The sequence below is a fragment of the Kitasatospora albolonga genome (assembly GCF_039535905.1).
Lineage (GTDB): Bacteria > Actinomycetota > Actinomycetes > Streptomycetales > Streptomycetaceae > Kitasatospora > Kitasatospora albolonga.
This window is the reverse complement of the sequence record NZ_BAAAYB010000093.1, coordinates 1-22593: the sequence shown is the minus strand read 5'-3', so window position 1 is coordinate 22593 and position 22593 is coordinate 1. Positions and strand designations below refer to the sequence as shown.

The 22593-nt window shown below is 73.4% G+C and carries 22 protein-coding genes and 2 pseudogenes; 6 read left to right on the top strand and 18 right to left on the bottom strand.

The features are described from left to right. Positions 1-71: 71 nt before the first annotated feature. The 3 genes from ABD946_RS23200 to ABD946_RS23190 form a co-directional block, all read right to left on the bottom strand. Positions 72-1277: an MFS transporter gene (locus ABD946_RS23200; protein WP_345286699.1), complete on the bottom strand. Its 1206-nt coding sequence runs from the start codon at positions 1275-1277 to the stop codon at positions 72-74. A 50-nt stretch (positions 1278-1327) separates the two neighbouring features. Further along, positions 1328-2413, bottom strand: coding sequence for a PLP-dependent cysteine synthase family protein (locus ABD946_RS23195; protein WP_380150115.1), 1086 nt, complete (start codon positions 2411-2413; stop codon positions 1328-1330). Between the two features lie 114 nt (positions 2414-2527). Next, a complete protein-coding gene (locus ABD946_RS23190; protein ID WP_345286586.1) occupies positions 2528-2911 on the bottom strand; it encodes a hypothetical protein in 384 nt (127 codons plus the stop codon). Between the two features lie 187 nt (positions 2912-3098). Between ABD946_RS23190 and ABD946_RS23185 the strand changes: the two genes are divergently transcribed. Then, entirely contained in the window at positions 3099-3887 is a 789-nt protein-coding gene (locus ABD946_RS23185) for a heparin lyase I family protein (RefSeq protein ID WP_345286585.1), read from the top strand. Positions 3888-3894: 7 nt separating this feature from the next. Here ABD946_RS23185 and ABD946_RS23180 read toward each other — a convergent pair whose 3' ends face one another. From ABD946_RS23180 to ABD946_RS23170, 3 genes are all read right to left on the bottom strand, one after another. Next, the gene (locus ABD946_RS23180) at positions 3895-4812 is read right to left on the bottom strand and encodes a 1-phosphofructokinase family hexose kinase (RefSeq protein WP_345286583.1); all 918 of its coding nucleotides are present in this window, start codon (positions 4810-4812) and stop codon (positions 3895-3897) included. 107 nt (positions 4813-4919) lie between these two features. Beyond that, positions 4920-6359 (bottom strand): NF041680 family putative transposase, encoded by a 1440-nt coding sequence (locus ABD946_RS23175; protein WP_345280480.1) that lies wholly within the window; start codon positions 6357-6359, stop codon positions 4920-4922. Positions 6360-6460: 101 nt separating this feature from the next. Then, on the bottom strand, positions 6461-6904 hold the full coding sequence (locus ABD946_RS23170) for a hypothetical protein (protein WP_345280416.1): 444 nt from the start codon (positions 6902-6904) through the stop codon (positions 6461-6463). A gap of 110 nt (positions 6905-7014) precedes the next feature. Here ABD946_RS23170 and ABD946_RS23165 point away from each other — a divergent pair, with 110 nt between their 5' ends. Then, positions 7015-7191 carry a hypothetical protein gene (locus ABD946_RS23165; RefSeq protein WP_345286581.1) on the top strand — a complete coding sequence of 59 codons (177 nt, stop codon included), beginning with the start codon at positions 7015-7017 and terminating at the stop codon, positions 7189-7191. 7 nt (positions 7192-7198) lie between these two features. On the opposite strand, the gene ABD946_RS23160 is transcribed toward ABD946_RS23165, so the two are convergent. Both ABD946_RS23160 and ABD946_RS23155 read right to left on the bottom strand, forming a co-directional pair. Next, positions 7199-8065 carry a carbon-nitrogen hydrolase family protein gene (locus tag ABD946_RS23160; RefSeq protein ID WP_345286579.1) on the bottom strand — a complete coding sequence of 289 codons (867 nt, stop codon included), beginning with the start codon at positions 8063-8065 and terminating at the stop codon, positions 7199-7201. Positions 8066-8067: 2 nt separating this feature from the next. Next, positions 8068-9546: an APC family permease gene (locus tag ABD946_RS23155; protein ID WP_345286577.1), complete on the bottom strand. Its 1479-nt coding sequence runs from the start codon at positions 9544-9546 to the stop codon at positions 8068-8070. Positions 9547-9672: 126 nt separating this feature from the next. Here ABD946_RS23155 and ABD946_RS23150 point away from each other — a divergent pair, with 126 nt between their 5' ends. Continuing rightward, positions 9673-10275: a TetR/AcrR family transcriptional regulator gene (locus ABD946_RS23150; RefSeq protein WP_345286575.1), complete on the top strand. Its 603-nt coding sequence runs from the start codon at positions 9673-9675 to the stop codon at positions 10273-10275. A gap of 50 nt (positions 10276-10325) precedes the next feature. Here ABD946_RS23150 and ABD946_RS23145 read toward each other — a convergent pair whose 3' ends face one another. From ABD946_RS23145 to ABD946_RS23105, 9 genes and pseudogenes are all read right to left on the bottom strand, one after another. Further along, positions 10326-10604 carry a mycoredoxin gene (locus ABD946_RS23145; protein ID WP_345286573.1) on the bottom strand — a complete coding sequence of 93 codons (279 nt, stop codon included), beginning with the start codon at positions 10602-10604 and terminating at the stop codon, positions 10326-10328. 25 nt (positions 10605-10629) lie between these two features. Continuing rightward, a complete protein-coding gene (locus ABD946_RS23140) occupies positions 10630-11700 on the bottom strand; it encodes a glycerate kinase (RefSeq protein ID WP_345286571.1) in 1071 nt (356 codons plus the stop codon). After that, positions 11697-12521 carry a sugar phosphate isomerase/epimerase family protein gene (locus tag ABD946_RS23135; protein ID WP_345286569.1) on the bottom strand — a complete coding sequence of 275 codons (825 nt, stop codon included), beginning with the start codon at positions 12519-12521 and terminating at the stop codon, positions 11697-11699. The genes ABD946_RS23140 and ABD946_RS23135 overlap by 4 nt, the downstream gene beginning before the upstream one ends. Next, positions 12521-13654, bottom strand: a complete 1134-nt coding sequence (locus ABD946_RS23130; protein WP_380148782.1) for a dihydrodipicolinate synthase family protein — start codon at positions 13652-13654, stop codon at positions 12521-12523. The genes ABD946_RS23135 and ABD946_RS23130 overlap by 1 nt, the downstream gene beginning before the upstream one ends. Beyond that, complete coding sequence (locus ABD946_RS23125) at positions 13651-14802, bottom strand: Gfo/Idh/MocA family protein (RefSeq protein ID WP_345286567.1); 1152 nt, start codon at positions 14800-14802, stop codon at positions 13651-13653. Before ABD946_RS23125 ends, ABD946_RS23130 begins: the two co-directional genes overlap by 4 nt. A gap of 118 nt (positions 14803-14920) precedes the next feature. Continuing rightward, positions 14921-15901: a hydroxyacid dehydrogenase gene (locus ABD946_RS23120; protein ID WP_345286693.1), complete on the bottom strand. Its 981-nt coding sequence runs from the start codon at positions 15899-15901 to the stop codon at positions 14921-14923. Between the two features lie 71 nt (positions 15902-15972). Next, positions 15973-16833 (bottom strand): carbohydrate ABC transporter permease, encoded by an 861-nt coding sequence (locus ABD946_RS23115; RefSeq protein ID WP_345286566.1) that lies wholly within the window; start codon positions 16831-16833, stop codon positions 15973-15975. Further along, positions 16830-17738, bottom strand: coding sequence for a carbohydrate ABC transporter permease (locus ABD946_RS23110; RefSeq protein ID WP_345286564.1), 909 nt, complete (start codon positions 17736-17738; stop codon positions 16830-16832). Before ABD946_RS23110 ends, ABD946_RS23115 begins: the two co-directional genes overlap by 4 nt. Further along, positions 17735-19079: pseudogene (locus tag ABD946_RS23105) on the bottom strand (ABC transporter substrate-binding protein). Before ABD946_RS23105 ends, ABD946_RS23110 begins: the two are co-directional and overlap by 4 nt. Before the next feature lie 234 nt (positions 19080-19313). Here ABD946_RS23105 and ABD946_RS23100 point away from each other — a divergent pair. The 3 genes and pseudogenes from ABD946_RS23100 to ABD946_RS23090 all read left to right on the top strand — a co-directional run bounded on the left by ABD946_RS23100 (position 19314) and on the right by ABD946_RS23090 (position 22221). After that, positions 19314-21166, top strand: a pseudogene (locus tag ABD946_RS23100) (DUF2264 domain-containing protein). Beyond that, the gene (locus ABD946_RS23095; RefSeq protein ID WP_345286562.1) at positions 21163-21903 is read left to right on the top strand and encodes a sugar phosphate isomerase/epimerase family protein; all 741 of its coding nucleotides are present in this window, start codon (positions 21163-21165) and stop codon (positions 21901-21903) included. Before ABD946_RS23100 ends, ABD946_RS23095 begins: the two are co-directional and overlap by 4 nt. Positions 21904-21999: 96 nt before the next feature. After that, positions 22000-22221 (top strand): hypothetical protein, encoded by a 222-nt coding sequence (locus tag ABD946_RS23090; RefSeq protein ID WP_345279483.1) that lies wholly within the window; start codon positions 22000-22002, stop codon positions 22219-22221. A gap of 2 nt (positions 22222-22223) precedes the next feature. On the opposite strand, the gene ABD946_RS23085 is transcribed toward ABD946_RS23090, so the two are convergent. Continuing rightward, the coding region (locus ABD946_RS23085) for a GNAT family N-acetyltransferase (protein ID WP_345286560.1) at positions 22224-22593 on the bottom strand (370 nt) is incomplete at its 5' end.

The window sequence follows — 22593 nt, the reverse complement described above, 5'->3', positions numbered from 1 at the left end:
GTCGGCGGACGGCAGGTGACGAGGAACGGGGCGGACACCGTCTGCTCGGGCCGCCCCGTTCTGACGCTGTCTCAGCCGACCGTGGCCCCCGCGCGGCGGGCCGGGGCGGCGGGAGCCAGCCTGCCGCTGCGGTGCAGGGCGGCCAGCCCGGCGGCCGCCGCCAGGCCGAGGACGGTCAGGCCGAGCCAGGTCGCGGCGGGGGCGAGGTCCAGCGCGGCGCCGACCGCGAGGTTCCCCAGGGTGATGCCGATCCCGCAGACGGTGTTGTAGAGCCCGTAGTGGGTGGCCACCAGCCGGCCCTCGGCGAGCGAGACCACGGTGTCCATCTCGAACGGGTAGGCCAGCATGGTCCCCAGCGTGAGCAGCGCGGCGGCCAGCACCGGCGGGCCGAGCGCGAGCGCCAGCCGGGCCGGACCGGGCCCGGGCGGCGGGACGGCGGCCGCCGCCGCGAGCGGCAGGAAGGCCGCCGCCATCGCCAGCAGACCCGCCGTCAGGGAGCGCCCGGGCGGCCAGGTCCGCCGGCACCAGGCCGTCAGCCGGGTCTGGCCGAGGACGGTGGCCAGCCCGGAGACCACGAAGAGCGCCGCGACCGCCGGTGCGGCCGCCTCGCCGCCGATCCGCCGGACCTCCAGCGGCAGTGCCAGGTAGACCTGGAAGGAGAGCACGTAGGAGCCGGTCATCGCGAGGGCGAAGAGCAGGAACCTCCGGTTGCCCAGCAGCCCGCGCCACCGCACCGGCTCACCGCCTCCGCGCTCGGCCGGCCGGTGCGGCAGGCTGCGCACCTGGACGGCGCTGAGCACGGCGAAGACCGCCGCCGCGGCCAGGCAGGTGAGGCGGAAGTCCAGCCAGGTGAGGGCCAGTCCGGCCAGCGGGCCGAGCAGGATGCCCGCCTGGTAGAAGACGTTGAACAGGGCGAAGGCCTCCACCCGGCGCTCCCCCGCGTCGGCCGCCACGTACGCGCGCACCGCCGGGTTGAACAGCGCGCCGGCCAGCCCGGTGGCCGCCGAGGCGGCGAGCAGCGCGGGGACGGAGTCGACCAGGCCGAGCACCGCGAAGCCGACGGTGCGCAGGGCCAGGCCGGCGACGATCAGCGGCTTGTAGCCGAAACGGTCCGCCAGGGCGCCGCCGGCCAGGAACATGCCCTGCTGGCTGAGGTTGCGCACGCCGAGCACCAGGCCGACCGTCCAGCCGGCCAGGCCGAGGGTGCCGGAGAGGTGCTGGGCCAGGTAGGGCATCAGCATGTAGAAGCCGAGGTTGATGGTGAACTGGTTGACCATCAACAGCCGGACGCTGCGCTCGAACGAGCGGTACCCGCCCCGTCCGCCGCTCACCGGGCCTCCCCCAGCGGGTCGGTGACGGTGCGGCAGCGGGTCCAGCGGGTGACCTCGCGCTCGCCGGGGTGGGTGATCTCGTCGGGGTGCTCGGCGGTCGCGCCGTCCAGCAGGCCGTGCGGGCGGCAGTACTCGTCGTTGTAGACGGTGGAGAGGTAGCGGTGCGGGCCGTCGGGGAAGATCGCGGCGATCCGGGTGCCGGGCGGTTCGGTCCGGGCGGCCCAGGCGGCGACCAGGGCGACGGCGCCCACGCTCCAGCCGCCGGAGGCGTACGCGGAGCGGGCCAGCGCCCGGCAGGCCCGCACGGCCTCGGGAGCGGCCACCCAGTGCACCTCGGCGAACTGCTCGTAGGCGACGTTGCGCGGGTGGATGGAGCTGCCGAGGCCGCGCATCAGCCGGCCGCGGGCGGGCTGGCCGAAGATGGTGGAGCCGGTGGTGTCCACCCCGATCACCCTGAGCTCGGGGTAGTACTCGCGCAGCACCCGGCTCACCCCGGCGGAGTGGCCGCCGGTGCCGACGCTCGCCACCAGCACGTCCACCCGGCCGAGTTGGGCCACCAGCTCCTCGGCCAGCGGCTCGTAGGCGGCGACGTTGTCGGGGTTGGCGTACTGGTCGGGGCACCAGGCGGTGGGGTCGGCGGCCAGCAGCTCGGCCACCCGCAGGCGGCGGGCCTCCTGCCAGCCGCCGGTGGGGTGCGGCTCGCTCACCAGGTCGACGGTGGCGCCCTGGGCGGTGAGCAGCCGGTGCACGTCGGGCTCCAGCCCCGGGTCGGTGACCACGGTGACGGGGTGGCCGTGGATCTGTCCCGCCAGCGCCAGCCCGAGGCCGAGGGTGCCGCTGGTGGACTCCACGATCCGGGCGCCGGGCCGGAGTTCGCCGCGCTCGCGGGCCCGGCCCACCATGTGCAGGGCCGGGCGGTCCTTGATGCCGCCGGGATTGAAGCCCTCCAGCTTGGCCCAGAAGCCCTGGGCACAGCCGGTGAACGGTTCGCCGATCCACACCACGGGCGTGTGGCCGACGGCGGCGGCCAGCGAGCGCCCGGTGCCGGCGGCCGTCCTGGGGAGGGTGGCGGGGGTGAGCACCGCCGTGTCGAGGGAACGCGTGATCGTCACTGCTCTGCTTCCTGCTGACGGATGATCGGTCGGCGGGCACGCCCGTCACCCCCACTGGTCGGCGGGGCGGGGCGTGGGGTTCCGCTAGACCTGTTGCAGGCAGAGCGTGTTGAGCAGCGTGCGGCCGTGTCTCGCGCCGGCCCGGCGGGCGCGCGTCCGGGGCGGGGCGGCCGGGCGGTGGTTCCCGAGCAGTGCGACGGTCAGCAGGGCGACCAGCGCCAGGGCCGGGAGCAGCGGGGTCGGGGAGGCCAGCCACTGGGCGGACTCCTCCGCGCAGTGGTCGGGGACGGGCGGGGCGGGGGTGGCCCCACCCGGGCAGGCGTCCTGCGGGCCCAGCTCGAAGACCGTCAACACCCCGGCGGGGGCGGCCAGATGGGTGTGCGCGGAGGGACCGGCCGCCGAACAGGTCAGCGCGGCCAGCACCAGGGCGACCAGCGCCAGCAGCGCTCGGTACGGGGATGCACGCACAGGGTGACCATAACCCGGCCGCGGAGCCCACGGTCAACCGCCACTCGCTCAACTGGCAGGAACCGTACACGCGTTCGTCACCAAATCCCGACACCCGGGAACAGTCAGGAAGCTTTACTGTCCATCATCAGGACGGCAGGATGACTGCCGTCCCACCCACCCCCCGACCCGCAGGAGTTGGCAGCCGATGCGCACCCGCGTGCTCCCCACCGTCCTGACCGCCCTCGTCCTGACCCTCCCGGCCGTTCTCGTCCCGGCGGCCTCGGCCCACGCCGCGCCGAGCTGGACCCTGCGCTGGTCGGCCGACCCGGCCCGCGACGGACTGCGCGCCTTCGAGACCGTCGAGGACGACCGCGCCGACTCGCACCCGTCCGGCGGCCCGCACATCAAGGTCTCGGGCGACGCCTACCGCTTCGACATGCACAAGGTGGACCGCGACTCCTACGACGACCGCCAGCGCCACGAGGTCACCGGCAACCGCACCTCCTCCTCCGACTTCCTGGAGTGGAAGTCGGGCCAGACCTGGCGCGTCACCTACTCGATGTACATCCCGAGCTCGCTGATGGCGACCACCACCTTCACCCACATCATGCAGACCAAGCAGCCGGGCAACGGCACCTCCCCGATCACCGTCACCTCGCTGCGCCGGGTGGACGGGAAGCAGACCATCGAGCACAAGGTGTTCGACGGCGACGTGCTGGTCGGCCGCACCGACCTCGAACCGCTCCAGAACAAGTGGGTCGACGTCGAGTACGAGATCAAGATCGGCGACAAGAAGGCCGGCTCGGTCCGCTGGGTGCTCAAGAGCGGCGGCAAGACCGTGGTCGACGCCACCAAGACCGGCGTCGACACCTTCCTGGCCGACCGGGTCCGCCCCAAGTGGGGCATCTACCGCTCGCTCGGCGACACCTCGGGCTCGCTGCGCGACACCTATCTGCTGCTCAGGAACATGAAGGCCTACCAGCTGAAGGCCTGACACCCCGTCACGGCAGCGGCTCGACCCGGACGCGGTCCCGCCACTGCCGGTACGCGCCGCCGTCGAACTCGCCCGCCCGGGGCGCCAGGACGGTCGCGGCGGACAGCGCCACCGCGCGACGCAGCCGGTCCGGCCAGGGCTCGTCGCGGACCAGGCCCAGGGTGAGGGCGGCCACGGCCGCGTCGCCCGCGCCGGTGGGGTTGCCGGGGACCGGCTCCGGCGGGGCGGCGAGCCAGCTGCCGCGGTCCGTCACCGCGAGCAGCCCGTCGGGCCCGAGCGAGGCCGCCACCGCGCCGGCCCCGGCGGAGCGCAGCAGCGCGGCACCGGCCGCCGGATCGTCGGATCCGACGGCCGCCGCCAGCTCCTTGCGGTTGGGCTTCACCAGCGCCGGGCCCGCCGCCAGCCCGTGGGTCAGCGCCGCCCCGTCCGCGTCCAGCACGGCCGGGACGCCCCGCTCCCCGGCGAGCTCCACCAGCGTCCGGTACGCATCGGCGGGCAGTCCGCGCGGCAGGCTCCCGGAGAGCACCACCGCCCCGGCTCCGGCCAGCAGCCCCGCGTACCGCTCCAGGAAGGCCCGCCACTCCTCCTCGGTCACCACCGGCCCCGGCTCCAGATACATGGTGGCGTCGCCGTCCTCCTGCTCCACCACCGCGATGGTGCGCCGGCTCTCCCCGGCGACGGCCGCGAACTCCTCCGGCAGCCCGGCCCGCCCCAGCTCCTGACGGATCGCCGTCCCTGCCGCCCCGCCGGCCAGCCCGGTGACCACCACCTCGGCCCCGAGCGCGTGCAGCACCCGGGCGACGTTGACCCCCTTGCCGCCCGCCTGCTCGGCCACCTCCCGCACCCGGTTGCTCCCGAAGCGGGCCACCCGGGGCAGGTGGTAGGTGACGTCGAGGGCGGCGTTGAGGGTGACGGTCAGGATCACGGCAGGCTCCAGTGCTCATTGATGCTTGATTTATAGCCGGATCGAGCATCTTCGAGCAATACCGTCGAGCCCGGCCCTCGATTGAGTACCGGTACTCAGCTTGTTCTTTAACCTTTCCGATCTTGGTGTTCGGCCATGGTGAGGTCGCGTTTGACGGTTTTGCCCACGTCGTAGCGGGGTGCGGGCCGACGGTTCTTCGATCCTGGTGGTCGTCCGGGGCCGGGCTTGCCAGGTTTCGGGGCCCTGGCCGGGCAGAGCATGGTGGCGCGGAGGTTCCTGAACCCGCGCCGGACCCTGGCGGGGGTCAGTCGGCCCGGGGCGGCGGGCTTCTCCCAGGGCCGACGTAGGTCCTCGGCGAGTGGGCGGGCAAGGCGGAGTTGGGTGTGCGCGGCGATGACGGTCCAGGTCCAGCGGTCGGCGGCCTCGGGGGTGCGGATCTTCGGTCGGGTCCAGCCGAGGGTCTGCTTGAACAGCCGGAAGGTGTGCTCAAGGTCGAATCTGCGGAGGTAGGAGCGCCACCAGCGGTCGACGTCGGTAGCGGTGGCGCCGGTGGCCGAGGACCACAGCCACACCGGGTCGGGTGCGCGGTCGCCGGGCAGGTAGTCGACCTCCAGGCGGACCAATGTGCCTTCGATGACGGGCAGTTCGCCGTCGTGGTCGAGCCAGCAGGTGCGGTGTGTGAGCCGGGGGTGGAGCCGGTCCCAGCTCTGGGCGGTGGCGGTGCCGTAGCGGGTGGTCTCGGTCGTGGTGGTGTGCGCTGGTTCGGGCCAGGTGGCGGGCTTGGCCAGGGCGAACTCGGGTCCGTGCTTGGGCGGGCGGCCGTTGGTACCCGGCGCGCGGGGCGGCTTCGGCAGTCGAAGTACCCGGTCCGAGCGGATCCGGCCGAGTACTTCGACGGGCAGGTCCGCCAGCACGTAGGCGAGCCGGGTCACGTCGTAGCCGGCGTCCATCACGACCAGGATGTCCGGATCGCCGTCGGCCCAGTGCCCTGCCGCGACCAATCGCCTGACCACGGAACGCAGTTGATCGGCGGTCACCGCGGTGGCATCGTCAGCGGGCCCCAGCCGGAGTGCGTCCAGCACCCCGGTCCAGGACGTGCGCCCGGATTCCAGCGCGACGACGAAGGAGTAGGGCCAGCCCGGGATGAACTGCGAGACGCTCTTCGCTCGTCCGTGCACGTGGCAGAACAGTCTGTCCGCGCTGGTCGGCGCGTCGGACCGCAGCCAGGGGCTGACGTCCACCGCCAGCACGATCCGGCCGTCGTCCGTCCTCGGCAGCGGCAGGCCGGCCAGCTCGGCGCGCAGCCGGTCCACCTCGATCCGGCCGCAGTTCAGCGCGTCGTACAGTGCGCCGTGGCCGCGCCGGTGCTCAGCGGTCAGCGTCAGGTCGACCAGCGACCTCACCGGCCCGTCGGCGCACAGCAGCGCGTCGGTGAGCTCGAACAGCGCGTCCGCCCGGGCGGTCAGGCAGCCGTAGAAGTCAGCCCTGAACCCGGACAACACGGCCAGCGACTCAACGTGGGCAGCGTCGTCCAGCAGACTCACCATCACGGCCTTGGGTTCGATCATCAGCGTCTCGACAGCGCACATGATCACCCCAAGGCCGATCCGGTGTCCGGAGAACGTCAGAACCCATGGTCAGTCACGGGTCAACGGGCTGAGGTTTCGTCAGGCTTCTGCGGATGCTCTGCCTCCGCCTTGACGCCAGCGGCACATAGCCGATGGACGAGAAGAGTCATCTCGGGCATCGTGCCTGCGAACGTGCCGGCCCGGATCTGTTGGAGTGTCCCCTTTGCCTGTGCCAGATCTCCGCCGAGTTCGGCGCGAAGAACCTTCATCACGAGGACCGGGCTGGCGAGAGGGTCACTGAGTATGAGCCGCGCCTCGCCGTGTTCGGCCAGAAGACGCCGGCGCAGGTCGTCCGGTATGCAGCTTCCTCCCGGCCCGCACTCGTACAACGCGTCGCCGCAGACGGAGCAGTGGTAGCCGATGTCCCATTCAAGCCTCTGCCCAACCAACGCCTGAACGCCGACGCACTCCATCTCGGAGCCGCAGCCCGAGCACTGCGACGGGTACCTGACGGACTCGATCACCGCGACTTGTCCCATCCACTGGCACAACCATGACGACGCCAGCATCCAGGGCCCTGAGGTTAAAGAACAAGCTCAGGCGCCGGCCCCCGGGCCTGCCGGAGACTGGCCCGGTGAGTCGGACCTCGGGCAAGTGGCGCACGACACCGGCGGGGCACCAGACCCCGGTCCGGTACCAGTCCACCGGACACGCACTGGCCGAACTCGGCTGCCTGCTGGCCTCCCTGGCCTTCCTCAGCCTGCCCGTCCTGCTGCTCCTGGTGGCCGCCAAGCTCTTCCCCTCCCCCTGACCGGCGCTCACCCCCGCCCGGACGGCCGGGGCCGGAAGGCACCGCCGTAGGCGGGCAGCTCGATGGCCTGCCCGTAGCGCTCCAGCTGGGCCCAGGGCCGGTTCAGCCCCGAACTGCCGTACTGCCGCACCCGGGTGACGGCGTCCAGGTCGAGGACGTCGACCAGGACCTCCTCCCCGCCGGCCGCCTGCTGACGCACCGTGCCCTCCGGGTCGACGATCGCGCTGTGGCCCACCCCGGCCGGGTCGGCCGCGTTGAGGTTCACCACGTAGACCTGGTTGGTCCAGGCGTTGGCCCGGGCGCAGACCAGCTCCATCTCCCTGTCCCGGGTGGTGGTCAGGGTCGGCTGGATCACCACCTCGGCACCCAGCCAGGCCAGTTGACGGACCGTCTCGGGGAAGGAGCCGTCGTAGCAGATGGCCAGCCCGGCCCGGCCGATGCCCGGGAGGTCGAAGACCACGAACTCGTGGCCCGGCTCGGTGGTCTCGTAGGGCTGCCACGGGAAGACCTTCCGGTACCGGGCCGCGATCTCCCCCTGCGGCGAGACGGCGATCGCGGTGTTGAAGATCCGCCCGTCCGCGTCCCGTTCGTAGAGGCTGCCGGGCACCAGCCAGAGCCCGGTCTCCCGGGCCAGCTCGCCGATCCGGTCCGTGAGCGGGCCGGGGACGCTCTCCGCCACCTGCTCCATCCAGTCGGTCCGCGCCTGCAGCAGGGGTGCCTCGGCGGCCAGCAACAGCTCCGGCACGACGACCAGTTGGACGTGCGGGAAGGTGGCTCGGACGGCCCGGACCTGGGCGGCGAACCGCTCCCAGGTGGCCTCGGGGTCGAAGGGGACGGGGGTGGTCTGGAGGGCGGCGATGGCCAGGGTGCGCATGGTCAGTGGTCCTTGACGGTCGGTCCGGCCACGCTGTCGCGGCCGGTGCGGAAGAAGGCGCGGAATCGGGCCCGGGCGAGCAGGGCCGCCGCCGCACCGAGCAGGATCGAGCCGACGCCCAGCAGGAAGACCCCGCCCACTCCGCCGACGGAGGTGGAGCCGTAGCCGGGGTCGACCATGTCGTAGGCGGTCCGGGCGAAGGCGGCGATCATCATCAGGCCGCCGGCCAGCGGCAGCAGGCCCCTGAACAGCAGGTCCCGGGCGGAGCGGCGCAGGGTGCGGCGGAAGTACCAGACGCAGGCCAGGCCGGTGACGCCGTAGTAGAGGGCGATCAGCAGGCCGACCGAGAGGATCGCGTCCCCGAGGAAGTCGGCGGAGAGCAGGGTCAGCAGGACCAGCACCACGGCTGCGGCCGCGCCGAAGACGGTGGTGCCGAACGCCGGGGTGCCGTGGCGGGGGTGGATCCGGGCGAAGCGCCGGGGCAGGGCTCCGTGCGAGGCCATCGACAGCGTCGCCCGGGAACTGCCGACCAGACAGGTGAGCAGGGCGGAGACGGCCGAGACGCAGACCGCCAGCTGCACCACCGTGGCGAGGCCGCCGCCGAGCACGGCCGGTGCGAGGGCGGCCAGCACGTCGGCCGCGTTGTCCGGGCTGCCGAGCCCTCCGCCCTCGGTGCCGGTCCCGGCGAAGGAGATCGCGGCGAAGGCGGTGAAGAGGTAGGTGGCGAGCAGGACCAGGGTGGAGATGACGGCGGCCCGCCCCGGGGTCCGGGCGCTGTCGACGGTCTCCTCGTTGGCGGTGATCAGCGCGTCCCAGCCCCAGTAGATGTAGAGGCAGAGGATCACCGCCTCCGCGAAGGGCCCGAACCCGTCGAAGCCGAAGGGGTCGAGCCAGCCCGGCGAGGGCGCGGTGGCACCGTCGGCGGCCAGGGCCGCCACCCCGAAGGCGAGCAGGGCCAGCAGTTGCAGCGCCAGCAGTGCGTACTGCACCGCCGCGGCGAGCTGCAGCCCCCTGCGGGCCAGCAGGGTGGCCCCGCCGAGCAGCAGCACCGCCGTGACGGTCACCGCGGCGCCGTTCCCGGCCCTGTCGGAGAGCCCCAGCAGCCCGAGCAGGTAGCCCGCACCGACCCGGGCCAGCGCGGTCATCGCGATCAGCGTCGCGCACTGCACCACCCAGCCGCCGGAGAGCCACCCGGCGAACGGCCCGAAGGCCCGGGTGGTCCAGACGAACGTCGTTCCGCAGTCCGGCAGTTCGCGGTTGAGCTCGCGGAAGGCGAAGGCGGTGAGCAGGATCGGCACGAAGCCGAGCAGCAGCGCGGCGGGAGCCGCGTCGCCGGCCACCACCGTGACGAAGCCGAGCGTGACGGCTATCGAGTAGGCGGGGGCGACCGAGGAGAGGCCGAGCGCGACGGAGGCCAGCAGCCCCACCGAGCCCGGGCGTAGGCCCTTCGTGGTGGTGCCGGTGGTGATGAGGGTGGACACGGGGGCACTCCCGGTGGGGTCGGGGCGTTTTCGTTAAACAGAGATTTAAAGAAAAGGCCCCACTGGCGTCAAGAGCTGGTCGGGTATCGTTACGCTCACCTTCAGCAACGACCGGGAGACGGATCAGTGGCGCGGCGCAAGGACCAGGACGCACGGCGGGCCGAGCTCGGCGAGGCGGCCCAGCGGGCGCTGCTCAGTCGGGGCCTGGAGGGGCTGCGCCTCAAGGACGTGGCGGCCGAGGCCGGAGTCACCCCGGCGGCCGTCCTGTACTACTACGGCGACCTCGACGAGCTGATGTACGAGACCTTCCAGCAGGCCATCGAGCGCTTCTGCCGGGCCCGCGAGCAGGCCGCCGAACAGGAGCCCGACGCCCGCCTGCGGCTGCGCGACTGCATCGCCTCCGGCGTCGCCACCGGCCCGGACGACCTGCTGCCGCGGCTGCTCTTCGAGTACTGGCCCAGGAGCCTGCGCGACCCGCGCGCGGCCGCCCTGGACTCCGCGCTGACCGAACGTCAGGTGGCGGTCTACTACGGCATCCTGGTGCTCGGCGAGGCCCAGGGCCACTTCCGCCTCGCCGATTCGCCGCGGCTGCTGGCCAGCAGCCTGCTGGCGATGGAGGACGGGTACCAGATGGAGGTGCTGGCCGGCCGCCGCACCCGCGCGGAGGTGATCGGCGCGCTGCACGCCTACGCGCGCGCCGTCACCGGCCACGACCCCGGCGCGGCCTGAGGCGCGGTCGGGGCCTGAGGCGCGGTCGGGGCCCGGCCGGTGACGGGTGGTCAGCCGCGCTTGCGGGCCTGCGGGGCGTGGGTGTCGACGGCGGCGAGCAGGTCGCGGCGGGACGGGTTGACCAGGGCGTGGCCGGCCACCGAGACGGTGGGGACGGTCTCGTTGCCGTCGGCGACGGAGCGGACGTAGGCGGCGGCCTCGGGGTCCTTCCAGATGTTCACGGTGGTGTACTCCAGGTCCGTGAAGCGCAGCTGGGTCATCAGCTTCACGCAGTACGGGCACATCGGCCGCCAGTAGACGACCACACCGCTGTCCTGACCTTCGGTCATGTTCTCCCCCTCGCTCTCCCGGCCCCTACCCGCCGCCGCGGGCCGCCTCACCTGCCGCAAGCTTCGCACCGGCCACCGCCAGCCAGTGCAGCGGGGCGTCCAGGGCGGCCCGGGAGGAGCCGGCCAGGGCGGTCAGGGTCAGGACGGGGAGGTCGGAGGCGCCGGCCACCACGGCGGTGCGGGTGCGTGCGGCGCGGCGGAGGACCTCGCCGACGGCCTTGCCCTGGTGGGAGGTCGCGTCGTAGCGGCCCTCGCCGGTGATCACGAGGTCGGCGTCGGCGACCGCCTCGTCGAGGCCGAGCAGGTCGGCGACGGCCGCCGCTCCCGGGGTGATCCCGGCGGACCAGAGGGTGTGCAGGCCGTACGCGGTGCCGCCCGCCGCTCCGGCGCCGGGCCGCTGCGGCTCGCCGCCGAGGAGTGCGGCCAGGCGGGTCAGTCCGTGGTCGAGGGCGGCGATGTCGGCCGGGGTGGCCCCCTTCTGCGGTCCGTAGACGGCGGCCGCGCCGGTGGGGCCGAGGAGGGGGTTGGTGACGTCGGTGAGGAGGTGGACCCCGTCGGCCGGAGGCGGTCGCAGCGCGCCGCGGTCGACGGCGGCCACGGACGCCAAGGGCCCTCCGCCGTCCGGAAGTTCAAGACCCCGGTGGTCGAGCAGACGCAGGCCGAGGGCGGTGAGCAGGCCGGTGCCGCCGTCGGTGGAGGCGGAGCCGCCGAGGCCGATCAGCAGGCGGGTGGCGCCCGCATCGAGGGCGGCGGCCACGGTCTGGCCGGTGCCGCGGGTGGTGGCGGTGAGCGGGGCCGGGCGGTCCATCAGCGGGAGACCGCTGGCGGTGGCGAGTTCGACCACGGCGGTGCCGTCCGGCAGCAGGGCGAACAGACCGGTCACCGGACGGCCGTCCGGGCCGGTGCAGCCGGGCACCCGGTGGAGCGGGGCCGGACCCGCGACGGCGGCGAGGGTGCCCTCGCCGCCGTCGGCCATCGGCCGCAGGACCAGGCGGTCCTGCGGCCGGACCGAGCGCCACCCGGCCGCCAGGGCCTCGGCGGCCTCGGCAGCGGTGGCCGTCCCCTTGAAGGAGTCCGGCGCGATCACGACCTTCACGGACGGTCCGTCACGTGGGTCCGGTGGCGCTCGACCACGGTGTGGAGGGTCTCGGCGCCGGGGGTGTCCCAGATCTGCTGGTTGAAGATCTCAACCTCCACCCAGCCGGTGTACCCGGCCTGCGCCACCATCGCGTCCAGCGCCCGGAAGTCGATGAAGCCGTCGCCGACGTGGCCGCGTCCGAGCAGGGCGTCGGCGGGGAGGGGGAGGGTCCAGTCGCAGAGCTGGTAGGCGGCGATCCGCTCCCCCGCCCGGGCGATCTGCTCCGCCAACTGCGGGTCCCACCAGACGTGGTAGCTGTCGACGACGACGCCGACCTGCGAGGCGGGGAAGGGCTCCGCGAGGTCGAGGGCCTGGCCGAGGGTGGAGACCACGGCGCGGTCGGCGCAGAACATCGGGTGCAGCGGCTCGATGGCCAGGCGGACGCCGAAGTCACCCGCGTGCGGGGCCAGTTCGGCGAGCAGGTCGGCCACCCTGGCACGGGCGCCGGGCAGGTCGCGGGAGCCCTCCGGCAGACCGCCGACCACCAGGACCAGGGTGTCGGTGCCGAGTTCGGCCGCCTCCTCGATCGCCTGGAGGTTGTCGGCCAACGCCGCGCGCCGCCCCTCCGGCGTGGCGGCGGTCAGGAAGCCGCCCCGGCACAGGCTGCTGACGGTCAGTCCGGCCTCCCGGCAGAGCTTGGCGGCCCGGGCCACCCCCGTCTCGGCCACCTTGTCCCGCCAGAGGCCGATCCCCTCGATCCCGGCCTCCGCACAACCCCGGACGGCCTCGGGAAGGGTCCACCCCTTGGTGGTGATCTGGTTGAGCGAGAGTCCGCGCATCACAGGGACACCGCCAGGAAGCTGCTCATGCGCTGCGCGGCCAGGTCCGGATCGGGCAGGACGCCCGCCCGGTCGGCGAGTCGGAAGAGCTCGATCAGGTGGGGGACGGAGCGACCGCTCTGGGCACCGGCGACCATGGTGAAGTGCGACTGGTGGCCGGCCAGCCAGGCGAGGAAGACGATGCCGGTCTTGTAGTGGAAGGTCGGTGCGGCGAACAGGTGCCGGGCCAGCGGCAGGGTCGGGGCGAACAGCGCGTCGTAGGCGGCCAGGTCACCGGTGTCCAGGGCCCGCAGGGCGGCCGCGGCGACGGCGGCGATCGGGTCGAAGACGCCCAGCAGGGCGTCGCTGTGGCCGAGTTCGTCGCCGCGGATCAGCTCGGGGTAGTGGAAGTCGTCCCCGGTGTAGAGCCGCACCCCGTCCGGCAGGGCCCGGCGCAGGGCGACCTCGCGGCCGGCGTCCAGCAGCGAGACCTTGATGCCGTCGATCCGGTCGGCGTGCTCACGGATCAGGCTCAGGACGGTGTCGGTGGCCGCGTCGAGGTCGGCGGAGCCCCAGTAGCCGGCCAGCGCCGGGTCGAACATCTCGCCCAGCCAGTGCAGGATCACCGGCCGCCCGGCCTGCTCGATCAGCTCGCCGTAGACGTCGAGGTAGTCCTGCGGGCCGCGCGCGGTGGCGGCAAGCGCCCGGCTGGCCATCAGGATCGGCTGCGCGCCCGCGTCCTCCACCACCTCCAGCTGCTGGGCGTAGGCGGCCCGGACCTCGTCCAGGGCGGCGGGTGCGCTGAGCTGGTCGGTCCCCACCCCGCAGGCCAGCCGTCCGCCCACCGCCCGCGCCTCCGCGCCGCTGCGGCGGATCAACTCGGCCGTGGCGGCCCAGTCCAGGCCCATCCCGCGCTGCGCGGTGTCCATCGCGTCGGCCACCCCGAGGCCGAGTGACCACAGGTGGTGGCGGAAGGCCAGGGTGCTCTCCCAGTCGACGGCAGCCGGGGCGCCGGGGGCGTTGTGGCCCAGCGGGTCGGCGACGACGTGGGCGGCGGCGAAGACGGTGCGGCCGACCGGTGCGGGGCCGGCGGGGAGGGCGAGCGGCTCCCGCAGGAGGTGGGAGCCGGTGCCGGGCAGGTCGACGGTGGTCACAGCGACAGCTCCGTGACGTCCAGGCGGCGACCCTCACGGGCGGACCGCAGTCCCAGCTCGGCGAGTTGGACGCCCTTGGCGCCTTCCAGCAGGTCCCAGTGGTAGGCCGAGCCGGTCGCGACGTGGCGCAGGAACAGCTCCCACTGGATCTTGAAGCCGTTGTCGAACTCGGCGTTGTCCGGCACCTGCTGCCACTGCTCGCGGAACGACTCGGTGGCCGGCAGGTCCGGGTTCCACACCGGCTTGGGGGTGGAGGCCCGGTGCTGGACGCGGCAGTTGCGCAGCCCCGCCACCGCGCTGCCCTCGGTGCCGTCCACCTGGAACTCCACCAGCTCGTCGCGGTCGACCCGCACCGCCCACGAGGAGTTGATCTGCGCGGTGATCCCGCCCTCCAACTCGAAGACGCCGTACGCCGCGTCGTCGGCGGTGGCCTCGTACGCGCGCCCCTGCTCGTCCACGCGCCGCGGGATGTGGGTGGCGGTGTGCGCGTACACCGACCGCACCGGGGCGATGACGTTGTCCAGCACGTAGCGCCAGTGCGGGAACATGTCCAGGATCATCCCGCCCCCGTCCTCGGCCCGGTAGTTCCACGACGGGCGCTGCGCGTCCTGCCAGTCGCCCTCGAACACCCAGTAGCCGAACTCCCCGCGCACCGACAGGATCCGCCCGAAGAAGCCGCCGTCGACCAGCCGCTTGAGCTTGAGCAGGCCCGGGAGGAAGAGCTTGTCCTGCACCGCGCCGTTGCACACCCCCGCCTCCCGCGCGAGCCTGGCCAACTCCAGGGCGGCGTCCAGGGATTCGGCCGTCGGCTTCTCCGTGTAGACGTGCTTGCCCGCCGCGATGGCGGCCCGCAGCGCGGACTCCCGCGCCGGAGTCACCTGCGCGTCGAAGTAGACCTCCGCCAACGGGTGCTCCAGCGCCTCCTCCAGCGAGGTGGTCCAGTGGGTCAGGCCGTGACGGTCCGCCAACTCCTTCAGCTTCAGCTCGCTGCGGCCCACCAGGATCGGCTCCGGCCACAGCACCTCACCGTCACCGAGCGGCAGACCGCCCTGCTCGCGGATGGCCAGGATCGAACGGACCAGGTGCTGGCGGTAGCCCATCCGGCCGGTGACACCGTTCATCACAATGCCGATCACCCTGCGGGGCATAGGAAAGTCTCCTTAGAAGAGTTGCAGAATCCGGGGGCGCGAGGAACCGCGCGCGGCGGAGGACGCCGACCGGTACGTCCGGAACGGTGGGCCAGGTGCCGATGGTGCGCCGCAGGCGTCAGGCGCTGCGGGCGATGTCCTGCGGAAGCACCGGGTGCGCGAAGGGCAACCCGGCCGCGTAGCGCGCCAGTTCGTCGGCGGCTGCGGCGGCCATCCGGTGGAGTTCGCCGCCGAGGGAGCCGGCCACGTGCGGGGTGAGCACCACGTTGGGCAGCTCGTACAGCGGGGAGTCGGCGGGCAGCACCTCTGGGACGGTCACGTCCAGCACCGCGTCGAGCCGGCCGGTGACCAGCTCGGCGACCAGTGCGTCCTGGTCGAGCAGCGAGCCGCGGGAGGTGTTCACCAGGGTGGCGCCGTCCGGCATCAGGGCCAGCCGCCGGGCGTCGATCAGGTGGTGGGTGGCGGGCAGCTCGGGCGCGTGCACCGTCACCACGTCCGAGGAGGCGCAGAGTTCGTCCAACTCCACGCTCCGGGCCCCGAGTTCACGGGCCTCCTCGGCCGTCACGTACGGGTCGTGCAGCAGCAGCTCCAGGTCGTACGGGCGGAGCAGCTCCAGCACGCGCCGCCCGATCCGGGAGGCGCCGACCACGCCGACGGTGCGGCGGTAGTTGCCGGAGGCGGCGTAGGCGTCCTGCCAGTCGTGCCGGGTGCGGCGGGCCCGGTAGTCCTCCCGGATCCGCAGCAGCTGCTTGTTGGCCAGCAGCACGGCGGCGACGGTGTACTCGGCCACCGGGAGCGCGTTGGCCCAGGCGGCGGAGGTGACCTCCAGGCCGCGCCGCCAACAGGCCTCCGTGATGTGGTGCTTGACCGAGCCGGCCGCGTGGATCACGGCGCGCAGCCGGGGGGCGGCGGCCAGCACGGTCTCGTCCAGCGGCGGGCAGCCCCAGCTGCTGACGATCACCTCGGCCTCGGCGAGGGCGGCCCGGGCGGCCGGGGTGGTGAAGTCGTCCACCACCAACCGGGGGTCGAGGTCGGCGAGTTCGGTGAGCCGGGCGAGGGTGTCCCGGTCGATCAGCCGCTCGGCGAGGCCGCGCTCCATGGCGAGCAGGGCGCGCGGCCTGCGCTGCGCGGTCGGGTCGGGCTGGGTCACGGGAGTCTCCTGGTAGAGGGTCACTTGACGCTCCCTGCGGTCAGTCCGGCCTTCCAGTGGCGCTGGAGCACGACGAAGGCGATCACCAGCGGGAGCACGGCGAGCAGCGAACCGGTGACCACCAGGGGGTAGTACTCGGGGAAGGCGCGGGTCTGCGCGTTCCAGCTGTAGAGGCCGAGGCTGACCGGGAACAGCCGGCTGTCGGAGAGCATCACCAGCGGGAGGAAGAAGTTGTTCCAGATCGCGGTGAACTGGAACAGGAACACGGTCACGAAGCCGGGCATCACCATCTTCAGGCCGATCGACCAGAAGGTGCGCAGCTCGCCGGCGCCGTCCATCCGGGCGGCCTCCAGCACCTCGCCGGGCACGTAGCCGGCCACGAACACCCGGGCCAGGTAGACCCCGAAGGGGTTGACCAGGGAGGGGATGAAGACCGACCAGAAGGTGTTCACCACGCCGAGTTCGGAGGCGAGCAGGTACATCGGCAGGGCGAGCGCGGTGGTCGGCACCAGCACGCCGAGCAGGACCAGGCCGAAGACCTTCTCCTTGCCGGGGAAGTCGTAGACCTGGAAGGCGTACCCGGCGCAGACGCAGACCAGGGCGCAGAGCAGGGCCCCGATCCCGGCGTAGAGCAGGGAGTTGAGGTACCAGCGGAAGTAGATGCCGTCCCCGCTGGTGGCCAGCGCCTGGAGGTTGGCGCCCAGGTGCCAGGTGTCGGCGGTGAGGGCGCGGCCGCCGATCAGGTCGCCGGTGTCCTTGGCGGCGGCGGTGAGCAGCCAGCCGAGCGGGAGCAGGGTGTAGGCGGTGGCCAGCAGCAGGGCGCCGTTGACGGCGGTCCTGGAGAGCGACCAGGGGCGGCGGGCGGTGCGGGTCGTGCTCATCCGGCGCTCGCCTCCTTGCGGCCGCGGCCGAAGCGGGTGACCAGGAAGGAGAGGGCGGCGGCGGTCAGGGCCAGCAGCACCGAGGCCGCGGCGGCCAGTCCGTAGTCGCCCTTCTCGAAGGCGGCGGTGTAGGCGTACATGTTCGGGGTCCAGGTGGAGCTGACGCCGGGTGAGGCGCCGTGCAGGATCATCGGTTCGGTGAAGAGCTGGAGCGAGCCGATCACGGTGAACAGGCCGACCATCGTGATCGAGGCCCGGATCAGCGGGATCTTCACGCTCAGCGCGGTGCGCAGCGGGCCGGCGCCGTCGACCACGGCGGCCTCCAGCACCTCCCGCGGGATGGCCTGCAGCGCGGCGTAGAAGATCACCATGTTGTAGCCGGTCCACTCCCAGAGCGCGATGTTCACCACGGCGGGGAGCGGGTGGCCGAGCAGGTCGGGCTGGGTGCCGAGGCCCTCCAGGGCACCGATCACCGGGCTGATGCCGGGGGTGTACAGGTACATCCAGACCAGCGCGGCGATGATGCCGGGCACCGCGTGCGGGAGGAAGAGCGCCAGTTGGAAGAAGCGGCGGGCCCGGGCCAGCGCGGAGTCCAGCAGCAGGGCCAGGCCGAGGGCCAGACCGGTCATCAGCGGGATGTAGAGCAGGCAGTACTGGGCCGTCGTCAGGAAGCCCTCGCGGAAGGCCTGGTCGGCCAGGGCCCGGGTGTAGTTGCCGATCCCGGTGAAGACCGTCTCCGAGCCGCCGAAGCCGAGGCCTGAGCTGCGCTCGCTGTGCAGGCTGAGCCAGAGGGCGTAGCCGATCGGGACCAGGGTGCAGGCGGTGAAGAGGAGCAGGAACGGGGCCAGCAGGGTGGCGGCGGCCCCGTTCCCGCTCTTCCTCCGCCGGGTGACGGAGCTGGTCACTCGGCGACCTTGAGGCCGCGGTTCTTCAGCTCGGCCACGGTGGCCCTCTGGGCGCCGTCCACGGCCTGGCCGAGGGTGGTGCCGCCGGACAGCTTGCCGAAGGCGTCCTTCAGCGAGGTGTTGGTGGCGCCCATCGCGGGGGCCCCAACTCCAGTTCGGCTTGATGGACTTGGCCGCGTCCTGGTAGACCGCGTAGATGTCCTGGCCACCGTAGAAGGCGGTGTCGAAGGCGGCCTTGGCGACGGGCACCAGCTCGGGCGCGGCCGGGTAGGCGGAGGAGGTGCCGGAGAAGATCCGGGCCTTGATGCCCTCGGGGGTGGTGGTGGCCCAGGTGGCGAACTCGACGGCGGCCTTGGCCTTCTTGCTGTCCTTGGAGACGGCGAAGGTGGTGCCGCCGAGCATGCCGCTGGCGGGGCTGCCGTCCCAGGTCGGGATCGGGGCCACGGCCCACTTGCCGGAGCCGTCCGGCACCGAGGACTTGAGCACGCCGCCGCCCCAGGAGGCGCCCAGGTAGCCGGCCGTCTCGCCCTTCTGCAGCGAGGCGGTCCACTGCTGGCTGAACGAGGGCATCGAGCGGACCAGGTCCTCGCCGATCATCTGCTGCCAGTAGTCGGCGACCTTGGCGGTCTGCGGGGTGGTCAGGGCGACCTGCCAGGCATCGCCCTTGGTGCCGAACCAGGTGGCCCCGGCCTGCCAGGCGAGCGCCTCGAAGGTGCTCGGGTCGTCGGGGAAGAAGGTGGCGATCCGGGTGGTGGGGTCGGCCTGCTTGAGCTTCTGGGCGGCGGTGCGGAACTCGTCCCAGGTCTTGGGCGGGGCGGTGATGCCGGCCTTCTCGAAGAGGTCCTTGCGGTAGTAGAAGGACTGCGGGGCCGCGTCCAGCGGCAGCGCCCAGTTCTTGCCGCCCAGGGTGGTCAGTTCGATGGCCTGCGGCAGGTACTTGGCCTTGAGGTCGGCGGTGACCAGCTTGGAGATGTCCTGCACCGCGCCCTGGCTGACGAAGTCGGGCAGCTGGGGGTACTCGACGTTGAAGACGTCGGGGGCGTTGCCCGCCTTCACCGCGTTGGCGATCTTGGCGTAGCCGCCCGCGTTGCCCGAGGGGATCTCCTCGAAGGTGATCTGGACGTTCGGGTGGGAGGCGTTGAACGCGGCCACCACGTCCTTGGTGCCCTTGGCCCAGCCCCAGAAGGTGAGCGTGACCGGCTTGCCGTCGGTGGCCTGCTCGCCCGCGGCCGCCTGGGTGGAGCCGGAGCCACCGCTGCCGCAGGCGGTGAGCAGGGCGAGCGAGAGCGCGCAGGCGCCGAGCAGGAGGGCTCTGCGGGGGCGGGTGGGGTTAGCGGACATGGCTCGGCTCCTGGCAGTGAGGGGGGAATTGCACCGCTTTGATGCCGGATCACCGTTCTTACGACGATCTGACGAGGTGTGACCGCCATCTTGGGCCGCCCTCCGATCGGAGTCAAGAGATCTGGATCGAATGATCCGATCTGATCTCTGTATCGATCATTTGATCGCCCGACCTTGACGGGTGATCACCCTCCTCCTAGATTCGGCCCGGTAAGCCCCGGACGGAGGACACCCATGCCAGCCGCCATGCCCGCTCCCTTCCCGCTCCCCGCGGAGGACCGCGCCCTCAGCCCGCACACCGGCTGGACCAGGGCCCACTGGGAGGCCGCCGCAGACGGTCTGCTGGCCGCCGTCCGCCCGTACGCCTCCCCCGGCCTGGCCCGGATCGACCTGCCGGGCCCCCGCCCCAGCTGGTCCGGCCCCGCCTCGGACGGCCTGGAGGGCTACGCCCGCACCTTCCTGCTCGCCGCCTTCCGCACCGCCGGCGCCCGGGGCGAGGACCCCACCGGCCTGCTGGAGCGCTACGCCGCCGGCCTGGCCACCGGCACCGACCCGGCCTCGGCGGAGGCCTGGCCCCCGATCACCGACCGGGGCCAGCCGATGGTCGAGGCCGCCTCGATCGCCCTCGCCCTGCGCCTCACCCGCCCCTGGCTCTGGGAGCTCCTGGACCACCCCGTCCGGCTCCGCGCCGCCCGCTGGCTGGCCGCCGCCCTCCACCGCGAACCGGTCGACAACAACTGGCACCTCTTCCCGCTCACGGTGGCCGGCTTCCTCGGCGAGCTAGACGCCACCGACCCCGGCCTGCTGGAGGAGGCCGGCACCGACGCCGAGGCCTGCCGGGCCGCCGTCACCCGGGGGCTGGCCAAGCTGGACGGCTGGTACCTCGGCGAGGGCTGGTACACCGACGGCCGCCCGCGCGCCGTCGACCACTACAACGGCTGGGCCCTGCACCTCTACCCCGTGCTGCACGCCCACCTGTCCGGCGACGCCGAGCTGCTCGCCCGCCACGGCGCCCGCCTGGCCGCCCACCTCGACGGCTACGCCCGCACCTTCGGCGCCGACGGCGCCCCGCTGCACCAGGGCCGGTCCCTGATCTACCGTCACGCCGCGGCCGCCCGCTCTGGCTCGGCGCCCTCACCGGCCACACCCCGCTGACCCCCGGCACCACCAGGCGGCTGGCCTCCGGCGCGCTGCGGCACTTCCTCGACCGCGGCGCCGCCGACCGGCGCGGCCTGCTCACCCTCGGCTGGTACGGCGCGCACCCCCCGATGGTCCAGCCCTACTCCGGCCCCGCCTCGCCCTACTGGTCGAGCAAGGGCTTCCTCGGCCTGCTGCTCCCCGCCGACCACCCCGCTTGGACCGCCACCGAACAGCCCGCACCCGCCGAACTGGCCGACTCCGTCCGGCCGTTGGCCGCCCCCGGCCTACTGGTGCAGTCGACGGCCGCCGACGGGCTGGTCCGGGTGCACAACCACGGCAGCGACGACCAGCCCGCCGACGGCGCGGCACTGCCGGACGACCCGCTGTACGCCCGCTGCGCCCACTCCACCGCCACCGGCCCCACCTTCTCCGCCGAACTCCCGGACAACCACTTCGGGTTGACGATCAACGGCGCCCCCACCGGACGCGGCCGGATCACCCCGCTCGGCACCGGCCCCGGCTGGGCCGCCTCCCACTCCACCCCGGCCGACGGCGTCCGGATCACCTCGCTCACCCTGGCCCACGGCCCCGACGAGGTCCGCGCCCACCTGGTCACCGGCGCGGCACCCGGCACCCCCGCCCGCCAGACCGGCTGGGCCGTCACCGCCGCCCGGCTGCACTCCTCGCTCCACCCGGTGCACGGCTACACCGCCCTGACGGCCCACCACCTCCCCGAGGGCACCGCCTACGGCCCGGACGCCACCCTCCCCGCCCTCACCGGCGCGGTCACCGACGGGCTCTTCGCCTGCACCGCCCGCCTCGCCGGAACCCCCGACGGCCCGTCCCCCTCCGTCGCGGTCACCGGCACCACGCTGCACGTCCACTGGCCCGACGGCTCCTCCGTCACCGCCTCGCTCGGCGACGCCACCGTGGAGGTGCGGCGATGAGGTGGGCCTTCTCCACCCTCGGCCTGCCCGGCCTCCCCGTCCCCGAGGTCCTGCGCCTGGCCACCGAGCACGGCTGGGACGGCGTCGAACTGCGCTGCACCCCCGGCGAGCCGGTCCACCTCGACCTCGGCACCGCCGAACGCACCGCCCTGGCCCGGCAGTTCACCACCTCCGGCGTGCTGCCCCTCGCCGTCTGCTCCTACCTCCGGATCGCCGAACCGGGCGAGGACGGCCCCGTCCTCGCCGAGCTCACCGCCCACCTCCGGCTGGCCGCCGACCTCGGCGCCCCGTACGTCCGGGTCTTCCCGCGGGGCAACGACGCCACTGCCGTCCGCCGCCTGACCGCCATCGCCCCGACCGCCACCGCGCTCGGCGTCCGCGTCCTGGTCGAGACCCACGACACCCACCGCTCCGCCCGCGCCGTCGCCCGGCTCGCCGCCGCCGTCGGCTCCCCCGCCGTCGGCGGCCTCTGGGACCTGATGCACACCCACCTGGCCGGCGAGACCCCCGCCGACTCCCACACCGCCCTCGCCCCCTGGCTCGGCTACACCCAGGTGAAGGACATCGCCTCCCCCGAGGACCTCACTCCCCTCCCGCTCGGCTCCGGCACCCTCCCACTCGCCGACTGCCTCGCCCTCCTCCCCCCGACCGCGTGGGTCTCCTGGGAGTACGAGGCCCCCTGGCACCCCGCCGCCGCCCCCTTCGCACCGCTCCTCGCCCGCCCCAGGCCCAGCTGATTCCCGTTCGGGCACACCTGCCCGCCAGGGGTACCCGTACCACCTCCGATCTGCGATGATCCCCACTCACGACACCTAGCGCCTCAGGTGGGGAACATGATCGATCTGCTGCTCGTCGCCCTGCTCGCCTTCGTCGCGTTCGGCTGCGTCTGCATCCTCTGGGCCGAGCGCGGCGGCCCCCGCTGGACCCACGGCGTCGTCACGGCCATCCGGATCCTCACCGCCACCGCCGAGGCCTTCGGCAAGTCGAACCGCCGCCGCGCCACCCAGCCGTACGTCGGCGGTGACGGCGGCGGCAGTGGCGGCGACGGCTCCTGAGGTCAGATCAGTTCCAGGACCCCGACGATCTCGCCGTCGCTCAGTTCGCCGGTGGGGCGGAAGCCCAGGCCCAGGTAGAAGTTCTCCGGGCTGGCCGGGCCCTGGTGCCAGGTGACGAAGAGCCGGCGGCCGCCGCGGCGGCGGATCTCGGCCGCCACCTCCTGCACCGCGAAGCGCCCGTAGCCGCGCCCCTGCGCCTCGGCGGAGATGTTGAGCCGCCACAGTCCGGACCGGACGTCGCCGCTGCCGTCACCGAACCAGTCGATGGCCAGGAAGGCCATCAGGAAGCCGACCACCCGGTCACCGTCCATGATCAACCGAGGCCAGGCCACCCCGGGGTGGACGTACGCCTCCGCCAGCGACTTCACCACC

Bases quoted from the DNA above. Each gene is read 5' to 3' on its own strand.
- ABD946_RS23095 (WP_345286562.1), top strand. From the start codon at position 21,163: ATGAGGTGGGCCTTCTCCACCCTCGGCCTGCCCGGCCTCCCCGTCCCC.
- ABD946_RS23135 (WP_345286569.1), bottom strand. From the start codon at position 12,521: ATGCGCGGACTCTCGCTCAACCAGATCACCACCAAGGGGTGGACCCTT.
- ABD946_RS23125 (WP_345286567.1), bottom strand. From the start codon at position 14,802: ATGCCCCGCAGGGTGATCGGCATTGTGATGAACGGTGTCACCGGCCGG.
- ABD946_RS23175 (WP_345280480.1), bottom strand. From the start codon at position 6,359: ATGGTGAGTCTGCTGGACGACGCTGCCCACGTTGAGTCGCTGGCCGTG.
- ABD946_RS23145 (WP_345286573.1), bottom strand. From the start codon at position 10,604: ATGACCGAAGGTCAGGACAGCGGTGTGGTCGTCTACTGGCGGCCGATG.
- ABD946_RS23200 (WP_345286699.1), bottom strand. From the start codon at position 1,277: ATGGTCAACCAGTTCACCATCAACCTCGGCTTCTACATGCTGATGCCC.
- ABD946_RS23090 (WP_345279483.1), top strand. From the start codon at position 22,000: ATGATCGATCTGCTGCTCGTCGCCCTGCTCGCCTTCGTCGCGTTCGGC.
- ABD946_RS23160 (WP_345286579.1), bottom strand. From the start codon at position 8,065: ATGCGCACCCTGGCCATCGCCGCCCTCCAGACCACCCCCGTCCCCTTC.
- ABD946_RS23115 (WP_345286566.1), bottom strand. From the start codon at position 16,833: ATGAGCACGACCCGCACCGCCCGCCGCCCCTGGTCGCTCTCCAGGACC.
- ABD946_RS23185 (WP_345286585.1), top strand. From the start codon at position 3,099: ATGCGCACCCGCGTGCTCCCCACCGTCCTGACCGCCCTCGTCCTGACC.
- ABD946_RS23120 (WP_345286693.1), bottom strand. From the start codon at position 15,901: ATGGAGCGCGGCCTCGCCGAGCGGCTGATCGACCGGGACACCCTCGCC.